The organism is Paraferrimonas sedimenticola (genome assembly GCF_002282855.1).
Classification (GTDB): Bacteria; Pseudomonadota; Gammaproteobacteria; order Enterobacterales; family Shewanellaceae; genus Paraferrimonas; species Paraferrimonas sedimenticola.
On record NZ_NRIR01000002.1, the window covers coordinates 407365 to 428922 of the forward strand.

Annotated in this window: 20 protein-coding genes and 1 tRNA gene; 9 read left to right on the forward strand and 12 right to left on the reverse strand. The window is 50.7% G+C overall.

The features are described from left to right. Positions 1-123: 123 nt before the first annotated feature. Positions 124-1140: an HD-GYP domain-containing protein gene (locus tag CLC93_RS05200; protein ID WP_095504884.1), complete on the reverse strand. Its 1017-nt coding sequence runs from the start codon at positions 1138-1140 to the stop codon at positions 124-126. 203 nt (positions 1141-1343) lie between these two features. Between CLC93_RS05200 and CLC93_RS05205 the strand changes: the two genes are divergently transcribed. Beyond that, entirely contained in the window at positions 1344-2276 is a 933-nt protein-coding gene (locus CLC93_RS05205; protein WP_095505027.1) for an ROK family protein, read from the forward strand. On the opposite strand, the gene CLC93_RS05210 is transcribed toward CLC93_RS05205, so the two are convergent. Further along, complete coding sequence (locus CLC93_RS05210; RefSeq protein ID WP_095504885.1) at positions 2227-2574, reverse strand: hypothetical protein; 348 nt, start codon at positions 2572-2574, stop codon at positions 2227-2229. The two genes, CLC93_RS05205 and CLC93_RS05210, sit on opposite strands and share 50 nt — an antisense overlap. Positions 2575-2889: 315 nt before the next feature. Between CLC93_RS05210 and CLC93_RS05215 the strand changes: the two genes are divergently transcribed. From CLC93_RS05215 to ppk1, 3 genes are all read left to right on the forward strand, one after another. After that, the gene (locus CLC93_RS05215) at positions 2890-4533 is read left to right on the forward strand and encodes a tetratricopeptide repeat protein (RefSeq protein WP_141237345.1); all 1644 of its coding nucleotides are present in this window, start codon (positions 2890-2892) and stop codon (positions 4531-4533) included. Between the two features lie 89 nt (positions 4534-4622). Next, positions 4623-6356, forward strand: coding sequence for a hypothetical protein (locus CLC93_RS05220; RefSeq protein ID WP_095504887.1), 1734 nt, complete (start codon positions 4623-4625; stop codon positions 6354-6356). Positions 6357-6527: 171 nt separating this feature from the next. Beyond that, positions 6528-8612: a polyphosphate kinase 1 gene (gene ppk1 / locus CLC93_RS05225; RefSeq protein ID WP_095504888.1), complete on the forward strand. Its 2085-nt coding sequence runs from the start codon at positions 6528-6530 to the stop codon at positions 8610-8612. A gap of 52 nt (positions 8613-8664) precedes the next feature. Here the strand turns inward: ppk1 and CLC93_RS05230 are convergent. The 6 genes from CLC93_RS05230 to rpsU all read right to left on the reverse strand — a co-directional run bounded on the left by CLC93_RS05230 (position 8665) and on the right by rpsU (position 14399). Further along, positions 8665-8741 (reverse strand) — tRNA-Ile (locus CLC93_RS05230). A gap of 252 nt (positions 8742-8993) precedes the next feature. Further along, positions 8994-9701 carry a DUF5020 family protein gene (locus CLC93_RS05235; RefSeq protein WP_095504889.1) on the reverse strand — a complete coding sequence of 236 codons (708 nt, stop codon included), beginning with the start codon at positions 9699-9701 and terminating at the stop codon, positions 8994-8996. Positions 9702-9872: 171 nt separating this feature from the next. After that, positions 9873-11705 carry an RNA polymerase sigma factor RpoD gene (rpoD, locus tag CLC93_RS05240; protein WP_095504890.1) on the reverse strand — a complete coding sequence of 611 codons (1833 nt, stop codon included), beginning with the start codon at positions 11703-11705 and terminating at the stop codon, positions 9873-9875. A gap of 143 nt (positions 11706-11848) precedes the next feature. Continuing rightward, positions 11849-13579 (reverse strand): DNA primase, encoded by a 1731-nt coding sequence (gene dnaG, locus CLC93_RS05245; protein WP_095505028.1) that lies wholly within the window; start codon positions 13577-13579, stop codon positions 11849-11851. A 154-nt stretch (positions 13580-13733) separates the two neighbouring features. Then, a complete protein-coding gene (locus CLC93_RS05250) occupies positions 13734-14177 on the reverse strand; it encodes a GatB/YqeY domain-containing protein (protein ID WP_095504891.1) in 444 nt (147 codons plus the stop codon). 6 nt (positions 14178-14183) lie between these two features. Next, complete coding sequence (gene rpsU, locus CLC93_RS05255) at positions 14184-14399, reverse strand: 30S ribosomal protein S21 (protein ID WP_095498010.1); 216 nt, start codon at positions 14397-14399, stop codon at positions 14184-14186. Positions 14400-14602: 203 nt separating this feature from the next. Between rpsU and tsaD the strand changes: the two genes are divergently transcribed. Further along, positions 14603-15625: a tRNA (adenosine(37)-N6)-threonylcarbamoyltransferase complex transferase subunit TsaD gene (gene tsaD / locus CLC93_RS05260; protein WP_095504892.1), complete on the forward strand. Its 1023-nt coding sequence runs from the start codon at positions 14603-14605 to the stop codon at positions 15623-15625. Here tsaD and plsY read toward each other — a convergent pair. After that, the gene (gene plsY, locus CLC93_RS05265) at positions 15611-16198 is read right to left on the reverse strand and encodes a glycerol-3-phosphate 1-O-acyltransferase PlsY (protein WP_095504893.1); all 588 of its coding nucleotides are present in this window, start codon (positions 16196-16198) and stop codon (positions 15611-15613) included. The two genes, tsaD and plsY, sit on opposite strands and share 15 nt — an antisense overlap. A gap of 156 nt (positions 16199-16354) precedes the next feature. On the opposite strand from plsY, the gene folB reads away from it, so the two are divergent. Genes folB through CLC93_RS05280 form a run of 3 tightly spaced genes read left to right on the forward strand, consistent with a single transcriptional unit; the run spans position 16355 to position 18021 of the window. Then, complete coding sequence (folB, locus tag CLC93_RS05270) at positions 16355-16711, forward strand: dihydroneopterin aldolase (protein ID WP_095504894.1); 357 nt, start codon at positions 16355-16357, stop codon at positions 16709-16711. Next, a complete protein-coding gene (gene folK / locus CLC93_RS05275) occupies positions 16711-17205 on the forward strand; it encodes a 2-amino-4-hydroxy-6-hydroxymethyldihydropteridine diphosphokinase (protein WP_425439836.1) in 495 nt (164 codons plus the stop codon). Before folB ends, folK begins: the two co-directional genes overlap by 1 nt. Positions 17206-17223: 18 nt before the next feature. After that, positions 17224-18021: an undecaprenyl-diphosphate phosphatase gene (locus CLC93_RS05280; RefSeq protein ID WP_095504895.1), complete on the forward strand. Its 798-nt coding sequence runs from the start codon at positions 17224-17226 to the stop codon at positions 18019-18021. 57 nt (positions 18022-18078) lie between these two features. On the opposite strand, the gene CLC93_RS05285 is transcribed toward CLC93_RS05280, so the two are convergent. Both CLC93_RS05285 and CLC93_RS05290 read right to left on the reverse strand, forming a co-directional pair. Next, complete coding sequence (locus CLC93_RS05285) at positions 18079-18594, reverse strand: GNAT family N-acetyltransferase (protein ID WP_095504896.1); 516 nt, start codon at positions 18592-18594, stop codon at positions 18079-18081. After that, on the reverse strand, positions 18587-19501 hold the full coding sequence (locus CLC93_RS05290; RefSeq protein ID WP_095504897.1) for a LysR family transcriptional regulator: 915 nt from the start codon (positions 19499-19501) through the stop codon (positions 18587-18589). Before CLC93_RS05290 ends, CLC93_RS05285 begins: the two co-directional genes overlap by 8 nt. A gap of 221 nt (positions 19502-19722) precedes the next feature. Between CLC93_RS05290 and CLC93_RS05295 the strand changes: the two genes are divergently transcribed. Continuing rightward, positions 19723-20274: an NADPH-dependent FMN reductase gene (locus CLC93_RS05295; protein WP_095504898.1), complete on the forward strand. Its 552-nt coding sequence runs from the start codon at positions 19723-19725 to the stop codon at positions 20272-20274. Positions 20275-20314: 40 nt separating this feature from the next. Here the strand turns inward: CLC93_RS05295 and CLC93_RS05300 are convergent, their stop codons facing one another. Continuing rightward, on the reverse strand, positions 20315-21550 hold the full coding sequence (locus CLC93_RS05300; RefSeq protein ID WP_095504899.1) for a multifunctional CCA addition/repair protein: 1236 nt from the start codon (positions 21548-21550) through the stop codon (positions 20315-20317). Between the last annotated feature and the right edge of the window lie 8 nt (positions 21551-21558).

Consider the following 21558-nt stretch of genomic DNA (forward strand, 5'->3'; position numbering starts at 1 on the left):
CTATGTCACTTCTCTTGCTCGTGTTGCGATGATAGGCCCGCTGTCGCGGCGCTCAAATGTGTTGCATGCCAATCTGGCTTGTTGCGTTATTGTATGGCTTTCCCTAAGAAAAGGTAAATTAGCTTACTGTAATTCAGTCTGTACTTTCTGAATTTCTGTGATGCTGCCCAAGAACACATCGACAATTTCTGGATCAAAGTGCCGTCCGGACTCGGATTGAATTAGCTCTAGGGTTTGTTGTTGATCCCAAGATGACTTGTACGGCCTTTGACTGGTGAGCGCATCGTAAACGTCGACAATGGCCACAATGCGCGCTGACAGTGGAATCTCTTCACCGGAGATACCGTTGGGATAACCGCTGCCATCCCACTTCTCGTGATGATTTAGCGCAATTTCGCGAGCCATCTTGAGTAAAGGAGTGCCGTCGTCGCCAATGATTTGGGCGCCGTATTCGGTGTGACGCTTCATCTCTTGCCACTCTTCGTTGTCGAGCTTGCCGGGCTTGAGCAATATGCGGTCCGGGATACCGATTTTGCCAATGTCGTGCATGGGGGAAGCGTGAAACAACAGCTCACACCATTTTTCCGAGAGATTCATTTTGCGCGCGACAATTCGAGCAAACCAAGCGATGCGCTCAATGTGCATGCCGGTGGTGTTGTCCTTGTATTCACCTGCTCTGGCGAGTTTGCGAACGATATCTAAGCGAGTGCTTTCCAACTCTTTGGTGCGCTCGAGCACCATGGACTCGAGAGTCTGGTGTTGTTGGTGCAGGGCCAGATGGGTGCGTACGCGAGCGCGCACAATCGAGGGGCTAACGGGTTTGGTCAAGTAATCCACTGCGCCCAAGGAAAAGCCGGCTTCTTCGTCTTCTACCTGATTATTGGCGGTAACGAAAATGATAGGAATATCGGAGGTTTTCGGATTGGCTTTGATTTCCTGACAGACCTGGTAGCCATCCATTTCAGGCATGATGACGTCAAGCAGAATTAAGTCAGGATTGTCTCCAGAATTGAGCAAAGTCAGCGCTTTGGCTCCACTGGTAGCGGCTTTGACCTTATAGTCGTCTTTCAACAAATTCATCAGAATATGAATATTGTCTGGGGCGTCGTCCACAATCAATATGGTGGGCTTGTTGACCATCGAACCGTCCTTACTGGAATGCGAAAAAAACTTCTAGCCGCGACAAGGGCGAATAAACGTCCTAGTCTCAAATTAGCATAGCTCGATAAGCTTGTTAACGTATTGTTGAGCATAACAAATAATCAAAGCATTGGGTTAGTAGAACCGGTACTGGACTGAGCTTGTCAGGTGGGAGGACAAGAGTGGCGAAAAAAGCTAACTGTATGATTGGCTGTGATTTAGGTGGGACCAAAACAGAAATGGTCGCAATTAGCCGCGATGGCGAGTTCATTCAGCGGTTGAGGTCGCCAACGCCTTGCGATTATCCACAGGTGTTAAACCAGCTCGAGTCGATGTATCGCCAGTTGTGCTCTAGCCTTGGCTTTAACCCAGCGTTTGGAATAGGCATACCCGGCACCATTAGTGCCGATGGAATACGAGTAAAAAACGCGAATTCCCAGTGGCTTAACGGTCGTTCATTGCTGCAGGACCTAAGTCATCGCTTAGAGTGTTCCATATCACTGGCCAACGATGCCAATTGTTTCACGCTTTCCGAGGCGGTTGATGGCGCGGGGGCTGAGTATCAATCTGTGTTTGGGGTGATCTTAGGCACAGGGTGTGGCGGAGGCTGGTCGTTGGCCAAACGGGTGATTGGCGGGCGCAATGGACTCACTGGCGAGTGGGGACACTGTGCCATGCCAAACTGGCAACAACTCACACCGAATATCGAGGCCTGTTATTGCGGTAAACGCGGCTGTATCGAACAGTTTGTGTCTGGGCCTGGGTTTCTGCGGCGAATCGAACAAAGCAATGGTGTTCGTTTTGACGAGATACAGGACTTGGTAGCCGCGGCGAAAGATGGTGACGAGTTAGCCAGTACCTGGTTCGCTCGCTATCCTCTTTGGGTGGCACAAGCCTTGAGTGTGGTGATAAACACCATAGATCCAGATTGCATTGTCTTAGGTGGCGGATTATCGCAAGTCGATGAGTGGTATGGGCCGATCAATCGAGCCCTGGCCGAACATGTCTTTGGTGGTGAGTGCTCGACACCTGTGCTGGCTAACCAACACGGAGACGCCTCGGGAGTTCGAGGCGCCGCCTGGTTAACTAGTTCGGATGCTGCACCATGGCAGTCAATTCGTCACAGTATTGATTGAGCGTCTGTGAGTCGGTTTTAGCAAGAAACTCATTGGCGTCCTGTTGTGCCGCTTCGTAGTCTTGTAGCGAGCGATCATCGAACAAATCTTGGCTATCTTGATAGGCGATCCAGTCAAACATAGGGCGAGCTTTGCTAGGAGCCATTCCTTCAGCAATACAAGTGTCGACGATCTTTGACGAAGTTACGAAGCGAAAATACAGCTCGTCTAACTCTTGGTCAGAACCTGAGTTGTTGGCAAATGCAGAGCCTGACATGGTGATTACCAAAGCGGCCAATACAGCAGATAATTTCTTCATAATTCACTCCGTTGTTTTATCTTGGGTTTATTTTACTGCTTAAATATTGAACGCAAGCTTAACCAGACTGTTAAAACTTGGATGTGGGCAAATGTTGCTCAAGTGTGACATGATTGGTTTTATCTAAGGGTTGCGATAAGCGATTATCGCGACTGATTATTTGTTTCTCTGGTGAAGCAGGCTGAGTCCTGACGGTGGTTTCACCCTTACTAGAGGTGTGTTTTGAGTCGGCATTATCAGGGCTTTATTAAGTGCTTGTTAAGGTCCAGCACTTGTATCCAAACTGTCAGTGTACTTGTTATCAGTATGCTGATTGTGGCGACACCTGCCGGCGCTAATGATGAGCTGCAGCAAATCGCCTTGTCGCTGCGAGACAGGCCTAGCGCAGCCATTGCTCAGCTGCAACCCTTGCAGTTCACTTCAGCGACTCAAGAGCATGCCCTTAAACGCGTTCATCGAGCGATTCTATTGTGCGAGGCCAGCCACACTCTTGGTGGACAAGGTCAAACTTTGGCTCAGCTAGAAGCGGTGCGTTCCACTTTGAGTCTCATCGAACCATACGTGACCGCCTATTATCGCGCCTGTGAGGCCAAGAGTAATGCTGCTCAGGGGGATCTCGATGGTGCTATCCGCTTGGCCGATGAGGCGGTTAGTGTCGCCGATGTGGCGGATAACCATGGTGCCCTGATTTACGCTTTGTCTACCAGAGCGCACTTGCTAGTGGAGCGAGGGCTGCACAGCGAGGCGATGCATGACCTTGGGGTCGCCAAGACCTTAGTAGAGCATCAACATATAGAAGAGTCCCCTTTACTGTACCCATCAATCACCGACATTAATTTGGGCATCGCCAACCTGCATTACTACAGCGGTGACTACCAACAAGCGTTGGAGTACCTAGACAGCATAGAGATACCAGCTCAAGCCTCTGTCTCGGCGCAGACCTCGCTCAACTTGAGCCGATTGCATTTTCTAAAAGCCTTGGATAGGCGCAACTCTGTGTCGGAGCTCGCTCAGCACTTAGAGCAAAATCTTGCAAGCGTACCGAGTGATTTGTTGCGCGGCTATGTGCACAACGGCTTGGCGCGCGCTTACGGCTATCTCGATGAGCATGCCAAAGTGGTCATGCACGCTCGAGCGGGAATGGTGTTATTTGAACAAGTTGCATTTGAACGCCCCATGGCGATGGCACAGCTGCATTTAGGCGAGGCCTTGTTAAAGCTCAATCAAGCTGAGCAAGGACTGCCGATACTGGAGCAAGCCGCTAGTTTGTTTGCCAGCAAAAACTGGCACGACTCCCTCTACCAGCTGTACCAGATAAAAGCCGACTTCTACCTAGCCAATGGCCAGCAACAAAAAGCACTGGTTGCGCTGCAATCCATGGCGGCGGTGACGAATGCCATTAAACAAAGTATTGACCGTCAAAGGGCGGATCTGAGCAAAGAGGAGATGCGCAATCGAGGGTTGGTGAATGCTCCTGAGCTGGAATTACACTCGGTGGCGGACCATATTTTTTGGCTGGCCTGTACCTTAGTCGCCGGGGTGGTTTTTGGGTTGCTGACCTTCTGGCAGTGGCCAAAGCGTAGCGTGCTTCGCGTATCGACCACTAATGCAAAACAGATCCTCACAGCGGTGAAGCGCGGCAATATGCGGGCCAGCATAGTCAAAGTGCAAGCGCCCATGGCTGACTTTGATACTATGAATCGATTGATAGCGACCTTACGTGAGTCGGTGAGAGACTGTGACCTAGTCTACTCGCGTTGGCTGTCAAGGGTGGTAATATACATCCCCCACGCCAATCAAGAAGCCGCTATCGCTTTGCAAAGCGGACTGCGACAGAGGTTGCTAGAACGTGGGATAGATCAGAATATCTCAGTGGACGTTAGAGAAATAACGGCTCAGGATACAGAAACGGATATACTGGCTGAGCTAGATAAGGGGCAAGCAAAAGCTGCGCGGTAGGTTCGTCGTCAGACGCTAGGTAGCGCACAACTAGGTATTGCCAATAGTGTTTCAAAGGAATGAAGAGCGATAGAAACATGATAATAAAAATGAATTGGAAGTTTGGGCTGGCCTGCCGTGGTTGGCTGGTGGCTTGGGGCTTGGTCCTGTTGGCTGGTGCGGCTCAGGCGCATCCTAAGCTCGAGCAAGCGGCTCGTACACTTTACGATCAACCTTCCGAGGTGCTGGCCTCATTGGCGCCCTTGCAGTTTGCGGGAGATTCTGCTGAAGATAAACTCCATCAGGTTCATCGAGCGGTTCTTTTGTGTGAGGCCAATTATGTTCTGGGAACTCCGCATCTCGTTCAAAATGAGGTCGCACGGGTAAACACCCTGCTTGCTTACGTAGAGCCTTCGATTCGAGCTTATCTTCAAGCCTGTAACGCTAAGCTAGTTGCTGCCAAGGGTGACACAGACAAAGCGTTGGAAATTTCCAATTCTGCCATAGCCATCGCTGACGAGCTGTCGGATGCTGGTGCTTTGGCTTATGCGGCTACAACCCGAGCTAACTTTTTGGTAGCTAAGTCTCGATACCAAGAAGCATTACACGATCTGAAATTGGCTCGTTCGATCGTCGTTGATCAAGACTATCGATTATCACCACTTATCTACGCATCTCGCTTCATTATTGAACTGGGCATCGCAAATATCTTTTATTACACACGAGACTACAAGGCAGCGCTCAGCTATCTAGACAATATCGAATTGCCTACCACTGATTTCACAACGCCTCGCGCGACCCTTACTTTGAGCCGAATTCATTTCTTGATGGCTTTAAACCAAAAGGATCAGGTTCGTTTGCTAGCGGAACAGATGGCCACCCAAGTAGATCTGATAGATAGCCAGGTTTATCAGGCCTTTGCTCATAACGGTTTGGCACGAGTATTCCTCTATTTGGAAGACTTGCCCCGTGTACTGATACACGCTCGCCATGGTCTCAGGTTATTTGAACAGGAGAATCAAAGTGCACAGGTTGGGGCTTCTAAGCTGTTGCTTGGCGAAGCCTTGTTGTTGACCGGTAATAACCAAGAGGGGCTCAATTTACTGAACGAGGCGGCTGACGCCCTACAAGACGGACAAGATCTTAATTTGATCAGTCAAGTCTACACTGCGCGTGCTAAGCACTTTGCTCGTCAAGGCGAAATTGATCGAGCTGTCGCGGAAATCGAGCGTTTCATAGATCATGGCAACCAAGTGAGAGAGGAATATCAGGACCAAGCGCTTATTGACGCACGACAAGAGATCGCTGAGGAAACGCGTTCATCTAAGCTAAGACAAGACGACGTAGCACTTCAAATAGCCATAGGCCTAGCGGTCGTTTTAGTTTTGCTATCGATTGTTAGCGGCACGGCATTTTGGCGCTATGCACGAGTGCGAACTGATAGCCAACAGCAGGACCAGATGCTACCTGAGACTATCGATGAACTCATTGATAGGATCCGCACGCACAATATTCAGGTGTGTATCATTAAAGTTCGCTATCCCATGGTGGAATTTGGCGAACTGCAAAAATACACAGAGCTGACTAGAACTCTGGTGCGCGACTGTGATTTTGTTCAATCGCACTGGATGTCGAGAATGGTGGTCTACTTGCCTTTTACCAATGTAGAGCAAGCCGGCAAGTGTGCTGAAGAGCTACAGCGTTTGTTACAGCAAGCGGGAATGAAAGGGGACTTCACTCACTCGGTGCGCTTACTCAACCGCCATGATACTGAACAGTCGATAGCCCAAGAGCTAGAGAACAGCTTTAATACTTCACCGAGCTTCGAACCTGCGTTGCCGTAAGGCGGTTAGTTTCGCTTCGGCGCAACAGCCATTAAGGTGAGTGCTTGTTGCTACTCTGGCTGGCGAACTTGCGATATGCGCTACTGGCAAGTTCGCCCAGTTTAAAAAAACTGTCATACAGTTGGATTAACCTAGTGGGATTTATGTGCTTGCTATAGGTTTACCAAGCCAATGCCTAACACTTCAGCTTCAACTCCTTCTTCCATATTTATTGCTAAAGAACTCAGTTGGTTATCTTTCAACGAGCGAGTATTGCAAGAAGCCCAAGACGATAGTGTACCTGTCATTGAGCGCTTGCGGTTTCTCGGGATTTTCTCTAGCAATCTCGACGAATTTTACCGAGTGCGAGTCGCTGATGTGCGTCGTCGCTTGCTGATCCATCAAGAGCAAGGTGGCGACCCTAAGGCTCAACCTTTGATGGAGGCCATTCAAAACAAGGTGCTGTCTTTACAAGCTAAGTTCGATGACACCTATCAAAGCCTGCTTATCGAACTGCGCCGTCGCAATATTTACCTAATCAGTGAAGCAGAACTTAGCGACTTCCACGGTCGTTGGATTAAGCGCTATTTCAAACGAAAACTCTTGCCCTTGTTGGTGCCTATTTGGGTGGAGAACAACAGTCAGATTGCGCAGCGAATCTCGGACGATGTGACCTATTTGGTGGCCCAGCTTCGCAAAGGTAATCAAACTCGCTACGCCTTGATTGATGTGCCCGCGGATGAGACCAATCGTTTCGTATTGTTGCCCAAGGAAAAGGGTGTGCAAGGTAAATCGGTAATCTTACTAGACAATGTAATTCGATATTGCCTCGCTGAGTTGTTTAAAGGGGTGATTGAGTTTGATGAGGCTCAAGTGTTCTCGATGAAGCTCACTCGAGATGCGGAGTTTGAGTTGTCAGGTGATATCGACGACTCTATCGTCAACAAGATGTCGCAGGGCTTAAAACAGCGCTTGGTGTCCGAGCCGGTGCGATACGTTTACGATCGAGCTATGCCTAAAGAGATGCGATTACAACTTTCCAGTGCGCTAGGGCTTAGCAGTGTCGATGCGATGATCCCAGGTGGTCGTTACCATAACTTTCGAGATTTCATTGGATTTCCAAACATCACAGGTTACAAGTATCTTGAAAATCCAAGTATACCGAGCTTGGAGTCCGCCCAATTCAAAGCACACGCTAGCGTGTTTGACGCAATAGCCGAGCGCGATGTGCTGCTGTATTACCCCTACCACACCTTTGGTCACTTCACTGAGTTTGTTCGTCAAGCGGCCTACGACCCACAAGTCACCTCGATTAAGCTCAATATCTACCGGGTGGCGCGCCATTCCAGAATTATTGCAGCGCTGTTAGACGCCGTCTCAAATGGCAAAGAAGTGACTGTGGTGGTTGAGCTTAGGGCTCGCTTTGACGAGGAGGCTAACATAGAGTGGGCCAAGCGACTGACCGATGGTGGTGCCAAAGTCGAGTTTGGGGTGGCCAGTCTAAAAGTACACTCCAAACTTTGCCTGATCACTCGCCAAGAGGGACAAGAGTCGGTGCGATATGCCCATATTGGTACGGGTAATTTTCACGAGAAGACCGCGCGAATCTACACGGATTTTAGTCTGTTCACACAAAGTCCAAGCATTACTCAGGAAGTCAGCCAGGTCTTTGATTTTATTGGTCGCTCCTATCGACGCTTCGAATTTAACAACCTACTCGTGTCGCCGATTAACAGTCGAGAGCGAGTGCTACAGATGATTGATAAGGAAATCGAGTTTGCCAAACGCCGTCGAAAAGCTGAGATCGTTATCAAGGTCAATAATCTGGTGGATAAAGCGGTGATTGAGCGCTTGTATCAAGCATCCCAAGCTGGAGTAAAGGTTCGAATGATTATCCGCGGCATGTGCGCTTTAGCAGCGGGTATCAAAGGCCTGTCGGAAAACATTAAGGTTATTAGCGTAGTAGACCGTTTTCTAGAGCATCCGAGAGTCATGGTGTTTCACAATGGCGGTCAGCGCCAAGTGTATCTCGCTAGTTTTGATTTGATGACGCGCAATTTGGATTATCGAGTGGAGGTCGGTACTCCGATTATTGATCCGCAATTACAGCAGAGAATCGTCGACCTGCTAGAGCTTCAGTGGAAGGATACGGTGAAAGCCAGAGTGGTGGATGCTGAGCAGACCAACGCTTACGTTAAACGTGGCAATCGCCGCAAAATTCGCTCGCAAATCGCCAGTTACGATTATCTGAAGAAGTTAGAGAGTAAGCGCAGCTAGACAAACTGGATCAAAAAAGGGTTAGCCACTGGTGCTAACCCTTTGTTTAATATGGTGGCCCCTCCCAGACTTGAACTGGGGACCTAACGATTATGAGTCGTGTGCTCTAACCAACTGAGCTAAGGGGCCGAAATTCTTTTCAATTGTCTAGGGATGAGGCTTTCATCCCTGAAGCGCCTTCCGGTTCGGCCATCCACGGCCTCACGTTTAACGCTTTCGAAGTGATGTTAAATCACTTCTCATCACTTTGTGACCGCCTTAAACCCAACTGAGCTAAGGGGCCGAAACGAGCCAAAGTATACGAGACTCTTACCAGCTTGTCATGGGTAACGGCGTTTGAAAGGCCAAAATTTAGCCGTTACCACTAAGCTAATCAACTCTTTAGAAGTGATATTTCACCAGCGCGTTCCAGTTGCGCTCATTGACGCCTTTAACGCCGAACTTGTTGTTCCAGTGAACGTACTCAAAACCCAGATAAAGCTTACCAGGAATGGATACCCAAGGAGCCACGTCGATTTTAATTTGCGGGGTAAAGTTTAGGTTGTTGGAGTGGCTGCCTGTACCTGACTCCCAATCCATAAATCCGTCAAACAAGATCTCTGTTTTGGAGAATGGAACGGCCACGCCCCAGGTCAGGGTTAGCTGCTGCGTATTACTGCGGTGGTCGTTAAATCTTTGGTAGACGTTGGCACCGAAGTGACGAAAGAATGGAATATTCCAAGAAGAGCCTACACCCAGTAAGAAGTTGTCCTGGCTAAAGCCATTAGAGACCGTATTGAACTCCCAGGTGGTGGCTACGTTCAGCGCTTTTAGCGGGCCATTGTCGACCTTCATGAAGTGAAAACGCGGTGAGAACTCACCGTAGATTTCGGTATCACCGTTGTCAGATACCAAGCGGTCGGCGAAGAAGAAGGTATCGCCCCAGCTGGCATCGTTGACGTACTCAAAGGTGCCTACCCAGCGCTTTGGATCGCCCAACTCGTAGTCGTAACCGCGCAACAGGGTAAGGCTGTAATCTTGAAAATAGAGTTCTGCGCTGGCCGATGTGCTGGCCATTATCAGAGGTAACGCCAGTAAAGCTTTTTTCATGTTATGCGTCCTTTACGAGTGAAACAAAGCGTTAAGCGGGCTCGATCCTAAGTAACATTCCTGTTGTTGGCAAGTTGAAATCCGGCTTTTATTGATGTGTGCCAAGAAACCTTTGGGCACAAAAAAGCCCTGTGTAAACAGGGCTTTGAATTAAGCTTGAGAGATTCGGAATTATTCGTCCAAGAAGGACTTCAAAATCTCCGAGCGGCTAGGGTGACGCAGCTTGCGCAATGCCTTAGCCTCAATCTGACGGATACGCTCACGGGTCACGTCAAACTGTTTGCCCACTTCTTCAAGGGTGTGGTCTGTGTTCATGTCGATACCAAAGCGCATACGCAGTACCTTGGCTTCACGAGCGGTCAGACCGGCCAACACTTCGTGAGTGGCACTTTTCAGGCTTTCACCGGTAGCAGACTCAACTGGCAACTCGAGGGTAGTATCCTCGATGAAATCACCTAGATGCGAATCTTCGTCGTCCCCGATTGGGGTCTCCATTGAGATTGGCTCTTTGGCGATTTTCAGCACCTTGCGAATCTTGTCTTCTGGCATCAGCATGCGCTCGGCCAACTCTTCAGGGGTTGGCTCGCGGCCCATTTCCTGAAGCATTTGACGGCTAATGCGATTGAGCTTGTTGATGGTCTCAATCATGTGCACCGGAATACGAATGGTACGGGCTTGGTCAGCAATCGAGCGAGTGATTGCCTGACGAATCCACCAAGTCGCATAGGTCGAGAACTTGTAACCACGACGGTATTCGAACTTATCAACCGCTTTCATCAGGCCAATGTTACCTTCCTGAATCAAGTCCAAGAACTGCAGACCGCGGTTGGTGTATTTCTTCGCGATAGAAATTACCAGACGCAAGTTCGCTTCAACCATCTCTTTCTTGGCGCGGCGAGCTTTGGCTTCGCCAATCGACATGCGACGGTTGATGTCTTTAATGTTGGCAATCACCAGACCGGTTTCTTGCTCAACCGCAACCAACTTGGCGCGGCAACGCTCTAAATCGGTTTCTAAACTGGCAAGGGCTGCTGAGTGTGGCTTGCCCGCGGCAATCTCTTTCTCGTACCAATCAGCGCTAGTTTCGTTGCCTGGGAATACCTTAGTAAAGGCCTTCTTAGGCATACCCGCGTGATCACAGGTCATCTTAAGAATCAGGCGTTCTTGGGTGCGCACTCGGTCCATCATTTCACGCATACCAGATACAATCGCGTCGAACTGCTTTGGTACTAGGCGGAAATCGCGGAACTCTTGCGAGACGTTCTTGATGGCTTTCTTAGAAGCGGCATCTGCGCGGCCTTTCTTTTCGATAATGGCGCTGGCTTCTTCGTAAGCCTTGCGAAGGGCGTCAAAGCGCTCTTTGGCCAGCTCTGGGTCTGGACCCTTATCGCCTTCTTCTTCCTCGTCGTCATCCGAATCGTCGTCTTCGTCTTCCAATTCTTCTTCAGACAAAGCAGAGCCCACGTGAGTCGCGGTTGGAGCGGCGGTACCGTCGTCATCTGGATCGACAAAACCACTGATGATATCTGACAAGCGCAGCTCTTCAGCTTCGTATTTGTCGTACTGGTCCAGGATATAAGAGATCGCTGCCGGATATTCCGCCACCGAGGTCTGTACAGAATTAATGCCTTCTTCGATTCGCTTAGCGATACCGATCTCGCCTTCACGAGTCAGTAGCTCTACGGTACCCATTTCACGCATGTACATGCGCACAGGATCTGTGGTTCGGCCCAGTTCGCTTTCTACCGTTGCCAAGGCCGCCGCTGCCGCTTCTACGGCATCTTCATCGGTCGCATCTTCAGACATCATCAGAGTATCGTTGTCCGGTGCTTCCTCAAACACCTGGATACCCATGTCATTGATCATCTGAATAATATCTTCGATCTGGTCAGAGTCGACCATATCTGCAGGGAGGTGATCGTTCACCTGAGCATAGGTCAAATAGCCTTGCTCTTTACCTTTGGCCAGTAACAACTTAAATTGCGACTGTGGAGTTTGATCCATAGATACCATCCAATTCGGAAATTACATACGACAAGCAGCACCTCGGGTGCTGCGCAAACCAACAATTATAGGCATTTGCGTCTTCTTTGACTAGTGCTGGCACAGGCTTAACCTGAGCTTTTTTTGCACTAATTCACCGCAAACTAACCTTGCCCTTGTTTCATTTGGGCTATTAACGCCGCTAATTGGCGCTTTTCTCCAGCGCTTAGCTGAGACTTGCTACTAAGCTGCTGATACTTCTGCTCTAAATACTGCTCGTTCAACCAATACAAGGCTCGAGTAAACTCGGCGGACTGATTGTCAGCAGCGATTTGATGTGACCACTGCGCCAAGCGCTTAAGCACGTTCGCCTGAGGGTGGTCGCGATACAATTCTAGTAGTTGCCCACTGGTTAACGGCACCTCGCGCACTTTTTCCAGTAAGTCGGCAAATAATTCGACCCCGTTGAGGGTTAAGTGCTTTAGCACAGGTTGAGGGCTAAGCCCTAGTCCCAATTCAGGATTTTGCACTAACAAAGCAATCGCCAAGCGCAACGGGGTGCCTCGTCCCTTTAAGCCGCCTGTATCTTTGGCGGGGGAGCTTGGGCGACTGCTCACGCCAAACTTGCGTTTGAGTTCGGCGGCGGAATTTAAGCGCAATCGATAAGCTAAATTCTCTAATAGAGTTTCTTGTAAAACGCTGTCCTTGACGGTTTCGATCAGGGTCAGCGCGCGCTTGGCAAGACTGCCGTCTTCGACCCGATGGCTTTGCGCCAGCGTATCGAATAGGAATTGGTGCAACGGTGTGGCTTTGTCGAGCTCAGCCTCAAAGGCGTCTTTACCTTGTTGGCGCACGAAGCTATCTGGATCTTCACCGTCGGGCAGAAACACAAAGGCCAACTGATCGCCAGGACGCAGTTGCGGTAGCGCGGTTTCCATGGCGCGCCAAGCCGCTTCGCGACCGGCTCTATCGCCATCGTAGCAACACACCACCTTGCTGGCGGTGCGCTGTAATAACTGCATTTGCTCGGCAGTGGTACTGGTACCTAAACTCGCCACCGCGTAGTCGATACCGTATTGAGCCAGCGCGACCACATCCATATAGCCTTCCACGACCACCACTTGCTGAGGGTCGCGAATCGCTTGCTTGAGCTCGTATAAGCCGTATAGCTCTTGGCCTTTATGGAAAATCGGCGTTTCCGGCGAGTTCAGATACTTAGGCGTGCCATCACCTAACACTCGGCCGCCAAAGCCAATCACGCGCCCACGGCGATCGCGAATTGGGAACATCAAACGATCGCGAAAACGGTCATAGCGACGACCTTGGTCGTTTTGAATCAGTACGCCGGTCTCAACTAACTTGTCTTGTTCGTCTTTGGACTGGCGGTGCTGTGACAGCACCCCATCCCAGGCATCTGGTGCAAAACCGATGCGAAACTTTTTGACCACCTCACCACTAAGGCCTCGGCCTTTTAAGTAGTCGATGACCTTCTGGCGGTCGGCGTGGTGGCGCAATTGGGCTTGGTAGTAGCGACCCACCTGCTCCATTAATTCGTATAAATCTTGCGATGGGCGTGGCGCGCGCGGGGCGCCGTGGCCTTGTTCTCTAATGACCTCTAAGCCGTGTAAGCCCGCCAGTTCTTCTACCGCATCGGGAAAATCTAAGCGGTCGTACTCCATCAGAAAATCAATGGCGTTGCCGTGAGCGCCGCAGCCGAAGCAGTGATAGAACTGTTTGTCTTGGCTAACGGTAAACGAGGGCGTTTTTTCGCCGTGGAAAGGGCAACAAGCGGAGTAGTTTTTACCGGCTTTTTTAAGCGTGACGCGGCTATCCACCAGAGACACTATGTCGGTTCTGGCGAGCAGATCGTTAATAAAGTCGCGTGCAATTGGCATTGGCATCCCGGCTGAATGAGCAGCGATTCACTAGCTTAACTCAATCTGGGTGGCTTATAGAAAACTATTTGTCTCAACCCAACATATTGGGTCGATACCATAAACAAACAAGCCGTGCAGGGCACGGCTTGTTCATGTCTGGCAGTGTGAAACCTTAGCTTAAGCGAGAGCGGATAACACCCGAAAGGGCACCCATATCAGCCCGGCCTTGCACCTGAGGTTTCAAAATTCCCATGACTTTGCCCATATCACCCATTCCGGAAGCTCCGGATTGGCTGATGGCCGCATCGATCAAAGTGTTCAACTCATCTTGCGACAATGGTTGTGGCAAGAAATCATTGATGACTTCAATTTCAGCCGCTTCAATGTCCGCCAATTCTTGACGGCCAGCAGCTTCGTATTGGCTAATAGAGTCTTTGCGCTGTTTGACCATTTTGGTCAATACCGCAATGACATCGCTTTCAGACAACTCTTGGCGGGTATCCACCTCGATTTGCTTAATCGCAGCCAATGCCAAACGCAAAGTACCCAAGCGCGCCTTATCTTTGGCACGCATGGCATCTTTTTGCGCTTCTTTAAGCTGGGCTAAAGTCGACATAGGGAATTAGTACAAGCGAACGCGACGTGCGTTTTCGCGAGCCAACTTTTTCAAGTGACGCTTAGCAGCAGCGGCTTTAGCGCGCTTGCGAGCGGTAGTTGGCTTTTCGTAGTGTTCACGACGACGAACTTCAGACAGGATGCCTGCTTTTTCACAAGAGCGCTTGAAACGGCGCAGAGCTACATCAAATGGTTCGTTTTCGCGTACTTTGATAATTGGCATATGCCTCTCACCTTACCTTGGATTTTATCCGTTGAGGTGACCAATCGAGTGGTCACGCAGTGTTCAAAAAATTGGTGCGGAATTCTAAACCGATATCGCCGGCTTTGTAAAGCCCAAACTTTGCCCGTAATCTAAAAAACTGGCCTAAGCTCGGGGGGCGGAGTAGAATTGCGGCCCCTATTGAATGATGAGAGCGAATGCGAATGCGTGTTTTGGGTATAGAAACCTCCTGTGATGAAACTGGAATCGCCATTTATGACGACCAGAATGGGCTATTGGCCCACAGTTTATACAGTCAGGTTAAGCTGCACGCAGACTATGGCGGCGTGGTACCTGAGCTAGCATCGCGGGATCACGTTCGTAAAATCGTTCCCCTCATCAATCAAACTATAGCTCAAGCGGGCCTGAACGCCGATGATATTGACGCTGTGGCATACACAAAAGGCCCAGGTCTGATTGGCGCTGTGCTGGTTGGCGCTTGTGTAGGGCGCAGCCTGGCGTTTGCTTGGGGCAAACCTGCCCTTGGCGTGCATCATATGGAAGGTCACCTGCTGGCGCCCATGCTAGAAGAGACGCCGCCAGAATTTCCCTTTGTCGCGCTGCTGGTGTCTGGTGGGCACACCCAGCTAGTGGCGGTGCGCGGTATTGGTGATTACGAGCTGCTCGGCGAGTCGGTAGACGACGCCGCAGGGGAGGCCTTTGATAAAACTGCCAAGCTTTTGGGTTTGGATTACCCGGGTGGTCCGCTACTGGCCAAAATGGCAGAGAAAGGCAACAGCGGACGTTTTCGCTTTCCGCGACCAATGACCGACCGACCAGGGCTGGACTTCAGCTTCAGCGGGCTTAAGACCTTTGCTGCGAATACGATTACCGCCAACAAAGACGATAGTGATCCAGAACAAACTCAGGCGGATATCGCTCTGGCCTTTGAAGAGGCTGTGGTGGATACCCTGGCCATCAAGTGCAAACGCGCGCTCAAACAAACCGGCTACCAGCGCCTGGTGATTGCCGGTGGCGTGTCGGCCAACCGTCGCTTACGCGCAGGATTAGAAGCGCTGATGAAAGATTTGGGCGGGCAGGTCTACTATCCAAGAACCGAATTTTGCACCGACAATGGTGCCATGATTGCATTTGCGGGATTGCAGCGTTTGAAAGCGGGTGAGCGAGAAGGACTGGAAGTCCAAGGTAAACCACGCTGGCCATTAACGGAACTAGCGCCGCTTTAATTTACCTTCTTCTCCCTGCCACAAACGCACAATATTGGCGCGATGGCGGACGATAATCAGGGTGCATAGCATCACCATGGGAATGGTAAATCGATTGTCGAGCCAGTGGGTATAAATAGGTGCTAATACAGCAGTGACAATCGCCGCGACTGAAGAGTAGCGGAACACCAAAAAGGTCAATCCCCAAGTGATAATCAGTAAGAGTGCGAATCCAGGGCTGATTGGTGCCACGGCGCCAAACGCGGTGGCCACGCCCTTACCGCCCTTGAACCCGAAGAATATGGGATAAATGTGACCGAGGCAGGCGGCAATCGCAATCACGCCCAACCACACAGGCTCTACTTGCAAGAAATAACTGCCGTACACAGGAATGGTGCCCTTAAGCACGTCCACCAAAAGTACTTGAGCTGCACAAAAGCCGCCACCGAGGCGCAGCACATTGGTAGCCCCAGGGTTTTTAGAACCTTGGGTGCGAGGGTCAGGTAGACCGTTAAGACGACACACCAAAACGGCGCCAGAAATCGAACCTAACAGGTAGGCAGCAACGATAATGGCGGCGATCATTGGGGTCATGTTTCGTTTGTTGTCCTGAGCGTTTCCCGATATCATGCGCGCAACTTATTGCACGCAGGGCGCTGGCCATCCTGAGCTTTAAATGTCTAAAGCTAGAGTTGCTCGCCTTGCGATAGAATATCTAACCTGAGCCCTTTTAACCAGACCGGAGGTTGTGTGGATCGAGTCATCATCGAATCCTTGCGCATCGACACCATTATTGGGGTGTTGGAGTGGGAGAAAGAGATAAAGCAGACTTTGCTGCTGGATCTGGAGATCCTGTGGGATCAACGCAAAGCCGCCGCCACTGACGATTACCAGCACGCTTTGTGCTACGCCAGTGTTTCCAAAGCCGTTGAAGCCATGATTACCGCTCAGCCTATTGAGTTAGTGGAAACCGTGGCCGAGCGCACCGCTGCGCTTATCATGACCGAGTTTGGCGCGCCGGGAGTTAAAGTTCAGGTCCGCAAGCTGGCAGCGATTACCAATGTAAAATCCGTCGGCGTGGCAATCACTCGAGGTGATTGGCACTAATGAGCTTGCATCGCATTTACATATCCATCGGTTCCAACATCGATGCCCGGCACCACGTTACTTGTGCCCTTGATGCTTTGGCGCAAGCCTATGGCGAGCTCACAGTCTCTAGTGTGTATGAGTCAGAAGCCGTGGGTTTTGATGGGGATAACTTTTTGAATCTAGTGGTTGGCGCTGACACCCAAGACTCTATCGAACAGGTGGTTGCCCAATTTAAGCAGATTGAAGCTGATAACGGTCGTGTTAAGCAGGCAGAAAAATTTAGCCCGCGAACCTTGGACTTAGACCTGCTGACTTACGACGATGTTGTCTGCGATACGCCAATTGAACTTCCGCGCGATGAAATTGACAAAAATGCCTTCGTGCTTTGGCCTCTCGCTGAAATCGCAGCGACCACAGTACACCCGCGTAACGGTGTCAGTTATGGCGACTTGTGGGCGGCGTACAACAAGCCACAAAAATTGTGGAAGATAGATTTTCACTGGCCTAGCTAGCCTTTTTTCGGAGATTTCATGGATACCATTCAGCTACTGTTTTTGGCCATTATCCAAGGCCTGACCGAGTTTTTACCGATTTCCTCATCGGCGCACTTAATTCTTCCTTCGGCGATATTTGGCTGGCCGGATCAAGGCTTAGCCTTCGATGTATCGGTTCACGTGGGCAGCTTGGCCGCCGTGATGCTGTACTTTCGCAAAGATGTGGTACAACTGCTAACCGCTTGGTTTGGCTCGCTTGCCGGCAAGCACAGCGCTGAGTCACGGCTAGCGTGGCTGATCATCCTGGCCACAATCCCTGCGGTGTTGGCGGGACTGATGTTTAGCGATTTGGTTAGCACTGTATTACGCGGCCCTTGGGTGATTGCACTAACCACTATCGTGTTTGGTTTGCTGCTTTGGTATGCGGATCGCAACCCGCCACAAGTGCAAGACGAAAAGAGCCTGACCTTCAAGCAAGCGCTGTTTGTGGGTGTGGCACAAGCGATTGCGATTATTCCGGGGACTTCGCGCTCAGGGATCACCATTACTGCAGGTCTAATGCTGGGACTTACCCGCACCGCTGCAGCGCGTTTGTCCTTCTTGATGTCGATTCCTACCATCTTGGGTGCCGGAACTCTGATGACCACCAAGCTGGTAAAAAGCGGCGAAGCCGTGATTTGGAATGAGCTAGCGCTTGGTGCCGTGGTGAGTTTTGTCGCTGCCTATTTGTGTATCCACTTCTTCATGAAGATCATTGCGCGCATGGGTATGACGCCATTCGTGATTTATCGATTGCTACTAGGCGCAGTGCTGGTGTACTTGTTCGTGTTGTAAGACCGGGACGGGTCATCGAATCAACGCCGAGCTTATGCTCGGCGTTTTTGTTGGCGCTTATTTAAGAGAGACGGACAAGCGCAACAACTCAGGCACTTCGGCATCTTTAATGCCAGTGTCGCTAAATCCCAATTTGGTCAGCAGCTTTAAACAGGCGTGATTGTCTTTAAGGGTGATGGCCAGCAGTGAGTCGAGTCGCAACTCATCTCGCGCAAAATCAAGCCAGGCCTTGGCGGCGATGTGAGCATAGCCTTTGCCGCAATGCTGGTCTAAATAGCCAAAGCCCAAGTCCACCGACGGCAGCTGCGGACGTTTAACCAGACCGCAGATCCCCAAGGCTTCATTGTCTTGCTCACGCACAACCTTGTATAAACCCATTCCATGCTTGGAGTAGGGTGGCATTAGCTGCTTGGCCAAATAGTTTTGCGCGTCTTTGATGCTGTGTAAGTGTTTGTCGCCGATAAAGCGCTTAAAACTGACTTGGTTGTATAGTCGAAACACAAACTCGGCATCCGCCAAAGCCAAGCGTTCAAAGCGTAGCTCTTGGCGGGGACTAGGACAGCTCTTATCCATGGGTATTTCCTATTTTCTCGACCACATAGTCGATAAAACAGCGTACTTTTGGCGCTAAGTGTTTGCGTGACGGGTACACCAGATAGACCCCAATCGGAATGGTGGCAAACTCTGGAAACAGCTCCACCAAAGCACCGGTTTCTAGTTGGTCTTGCAGGTTAAATAACGGCGTTCGAGTAATGCCTTGCCCCGCGAGACACAAAGACAGCTCCATTTCCGGACTATTGGTAATCACCTGACTGTTCACCTGCACGGTGAAAGGCTGGCTATCGGGGGAGTGGTACTGCCATTGCGTCGGGCTTTTTAGATTGGAATAGCTAAAGGTGACGTGTTGGCTTAACTCGCTTGGATGTTTAGGCGTCCCAAAGCGTTCCAGATAACTCGGCGCCGCCAAGGTTACTCCGCGGGAGCGCAGCAACTGGCGACTGATAAGGCTGGAATCCTCAAGCTTGTCAGAAGCGCGGATCACCACGTCAAACCCCTCACTGATCATGTCGACCTTGCGATCGTCCACGTGCAGCTCGAGCGAAACCTTGGGGTAGCGTTGAGTAAACTCGGCCAATATCGGACGTACTTTGGAGAGCCCGAAGCTCACAGGCACGCTGATCCGCAACTTGCCGCGGGGCTCGGCTTGTTGTCCCGCTAAGGCTAGTTGCATGGCTTCAGCATCGGCGATGATCTGAGTGCACTGTTGAAAATAGGCTTGGCCTTCGAGTGTGAGGCTTTGTTTGCGAGTCGTGCGCTGTAGCAGCCGCACCCCAAGCCGGTCCTCAAGCTTGCCGATTTCTTTGCTGATATAGGCCGTGGAATAGCCAAGGCTATTGGCCGCAGCAGTGAAACTGCCGCGACTAACCACTTCGCTAAATAGCACCATACCATCCAGTAGTTGCAGTGATTTCAAGCTCATTATTAACTATTAGTTGATAATCATTTGACGATTAGACCATTAATTAATATTGAGAATCAATCTAAGCTGGTGTCAACAAGGTACGAGGGAAGACCAGTATCGTGCAGCACTCAAACGCTTCTTGGTACTTTATTGGCAACCCAGACAACAACCTTTTTGAATTAATTGCTTATTTTGGCCTAGACGCCTTTAACCAAGCTTAAGATTTTGGGAGAAAGATTATGAAACTTGTCGTATTTGGCGCTACAAACTCAAACCAGTCCATCAACCGTCAATTAGCTGCTCATGCCGCCAGCCTAGTCGACGACGCCGAAATCGAGCTGTTGGATCTCAACGACTACGAGATGCCGATTTACAGCCCTGAGCGCGAACAGCAACTGGGCCAGCCACAACAAGCCCAGGCGTTTTTTCAAAAAATTACTGAGGCCGACGCGCTGATCATCTCATTTGCTGAGCACAATGGTTCTTACACCGCAGCCTACAAAAACTTGTTTGACTGGACGTCGCGCATCGACATGAAGGTCTACCAAAACAAACCAATCTTGCTGCTGTCGACCTCGCCAGGTCCAGGTGGTGCAAATAGCGTGTTGCAAGCGGCGACCGGCTCCATGCCATACTTTGCGGGTATTGCTGTCGATAGCTTGTCGGTACCAAATTTTTACGACAACTTTGATGTGGAAGCGGGCCGTTTGAGCAATCCGGAACTTAGTGCGCAGCTGGCAGAGGCGGTGGCCAAACTAGAACAAGCGCTGCAAACCACTGTTGCAGCTTAGCTTAAAGGTCTAGTTTGGTGGTTAGCCAGCGGCGCTTTGGTTAGCCAGCGGCGCTGTGGGAAGCCTTGTAGGTCGATAAGGCTTGCTCGCGGCGGCGGGTCAGCTCTTCGCGGATTTCCCGCCCTTTAAAGCCTGCGTTTATTACCTCTTGTACCGGAATCTGATTGGCAATCGCAAAGGCTTGCTCTAGGTAAGCCTTTTGCGGATAGGGCTCAGACTCAAAGCCAGTACGCCCCTTGGAGTCCGCTTCGCAGGCAATAAGCAGTTGTTGCAAGCGTTGCGGTTTGCGCCAAAAATCCCCTTTGTCGAACAGCTTTAGCAAAGTCGAGGGTCTGAGCTCTCGAGCTTTGTGAACATTGCCGTGTTGATCCGAAACCAGTAAAGCGATATCGCGACATTCGTTGGGGGCTTTTAAGCGCTGGCATAGACCTTTGATGGGTTTAAGCCCAAGTTGACCGTGACCGTGGTGCTTTGGCCAGTGCTCAGAAGGGGTTAGCGCTTTGCCTAAGTCGTGGCACAGCACCGCAAAGCGTGTGGCTAAATCATCGGTTAGCAGACCGGCGGCCTCAATGCACAGTAAGGTATGCAGCCCAGTATCGATTTCTGGGTGCCACTGCTCGGGCTGTGGAACCCCAAACAAGGCATCCACTTCGGGTAAAACCACTTGCAGCGCGCCACAGTCTCTCAGTACCTCAAAAAACACTCGTGGGCTTTTGGCTTGCAGACCACCCTGAAGCTCTTGCCAGACTCGCTCGGCGGTTAAGCTGGATAGCTCACCGCTTTCACTCATTGAACGCATCAAGGCCATGGTGGAGGGGTCAACCCGAAAACCCAAATGTGCGAAGCGCGCAGCAAATCGCGCCACTCGCAGGACGCGTAGCGGATCCTCGCTAAACGCATTGGAAACGTGGCGCAGGCGTTTGTCTTTAATGTCTTGCTGGCCGCCGTAAGGGTCAAATAACTCACCATTGTCGTCTTGAGCGATGGCATTGATGGTGAGGTCGCGGCGAATCAGGTCTTGCTCAAGGGTGACGTCTGGACCAAATTCACAAATAAAGCCGGTGTAGCCTTGGCCGGACTTTCGTTCGGTGCGAGCGAGCGCGTGCTCTTGCTGAGTTTCTGGATGCAAAAATACCGGAAAATCGCGCCCCACTTGTTGATAGCCGTCAGCCAGCATTTGCTCCACGCTGGCGCCAACCACCACGTAGTCTTTGTCTTTGTAGGGAATGCCTAACAGCTGGTCGCGAACCGCACCCCCAACGAGATAAGTCTTCACACGTGCTA

What these genes read in the sequence shown, in the direction of transcription:
- CLC93_RS05200 (WP_095504884.1), bottom strand. Translation starts at nt 1,140, where the DNA reads ATGGTCAACAAGCCCACCATATTGATTGTGGACGACGCCCCAGACAAT.
- CLC93_RS05205 (WP_095505027.1), top strand. Translation starts at nt 1,344, where the DNA reads ATGATTGGCTGTGATTTAGGTGGGACCAAAACAGAAATGGTCGCAATT.
- CLC93_RS05210 (WP_095504885.1), bottom strand. Translation starts at nt 2,574, where the DNA reads ATGAAGAAATTATCTGCTGTATTGGCCGCTTTGGTAATCACCATGTCA.
- CLC93_RS05220 (WP_095504887.1), top strand. Translation starts at nt 4,623, where the DNA reads ATGAATTGGAAGTTTGGGCTGGCCTGCCGTGGTTGGCTGGTGGCTTGG.
- ppk1 (WP_095504888.1), top strand. Translation starts at nt 6,528, where the DNA reads ATGCCTAACACTTCAGCTTCAACTCCTTCTTCCATATTTATTGCTAAA.
- CLC93_RS05235 (WP_095504889.1), bottom strand. Translation starts at nt 9,701, where the DNA reads ATGAAAAAAGCTTTACTGGCGTTACCTCTGATAATGGCCAGCACATCG.
- rpoD (WP_095504890.1), bottom strand. Translation starts at nt 11,705, where the DNA reads ATGGATCAAACTCCACAGTCGCAATTTAAGTTGTTACTGGCCAAAGGT.
- dnaG (WP_095505028.1), bottom strand. Translation starts at nt 13,579, where the DNA reads ATGCCAATTGCACGCGACTTTATTAACGATCTGCTCGCCAGAACCGAC.
- CLC93_RS05250 (WP_095504891.1), bottom strand. Translation starts at nt 14,177, where the DNA reads ATGTCGACTTTAGCCCAGCTTAAAGAAGCGCAAAAAGATGCCATGCGT.
- rpsU (WP_095498010.1), bottom strand. Translation starts at nt 14,399, where the DNA reads ATGCCAATTATCAAAGTACGCGAAAACGAACCATTTGATGTAGCTCTG.
- tsaD (WP_095504892.1), top strand. Translation starts at nt 14,603, where the DNA reads ATGCGTGTTTTGGGTATAGAAACCTCCTGTGATGAAACTGGAATCGCC.
- plsY (WP_095504893.1), bottom strand. Translation starts at nt 16,198, where the DNA reads ATGACCCCAATGATCGCCGCCATTATCGTTGCTGCCTACCTGTTAGGT.
- folK (WP_425439836.1), top strand. Translation starts at nt 16,711, where the DNA reads ATGAGCTTGCATCGCATTTACATATCCATCGGTTCCAACATCGATGCC.
- CLC93_RS05280 (WP_095504895.1), top strand. Translation starts at nt 17,224, where the DNA reads ATGGATACCATTCAGCTACTGTTTTTGGCCATTATCCAAGGCCTGACC.
- CLC93_RS05285 (WP_095504896.1), bottom strand. Translation starts at nt 18,594, where the DNA reads ATGGATAAGAGCTGTCCTAGTCCCCGCCAAGAGCTACGCTTTGAACGC.
- CLC93_RS05290 (WP_095504897.1), bottom strand. Translation starts at nt 19,501, where the DNA reads ATGAGCTTGAAATCACTGCAACTACTGGATGGTATGGTGCTATTTAGC.
- CLC93_RS05295 (WP_095504898.1), top strand. Translation starts at nt 19,723, where the DNA reads ATGAAACTTGTCGTATTTGGCGCTACAAACTCAAACCAGTCCATCAAC.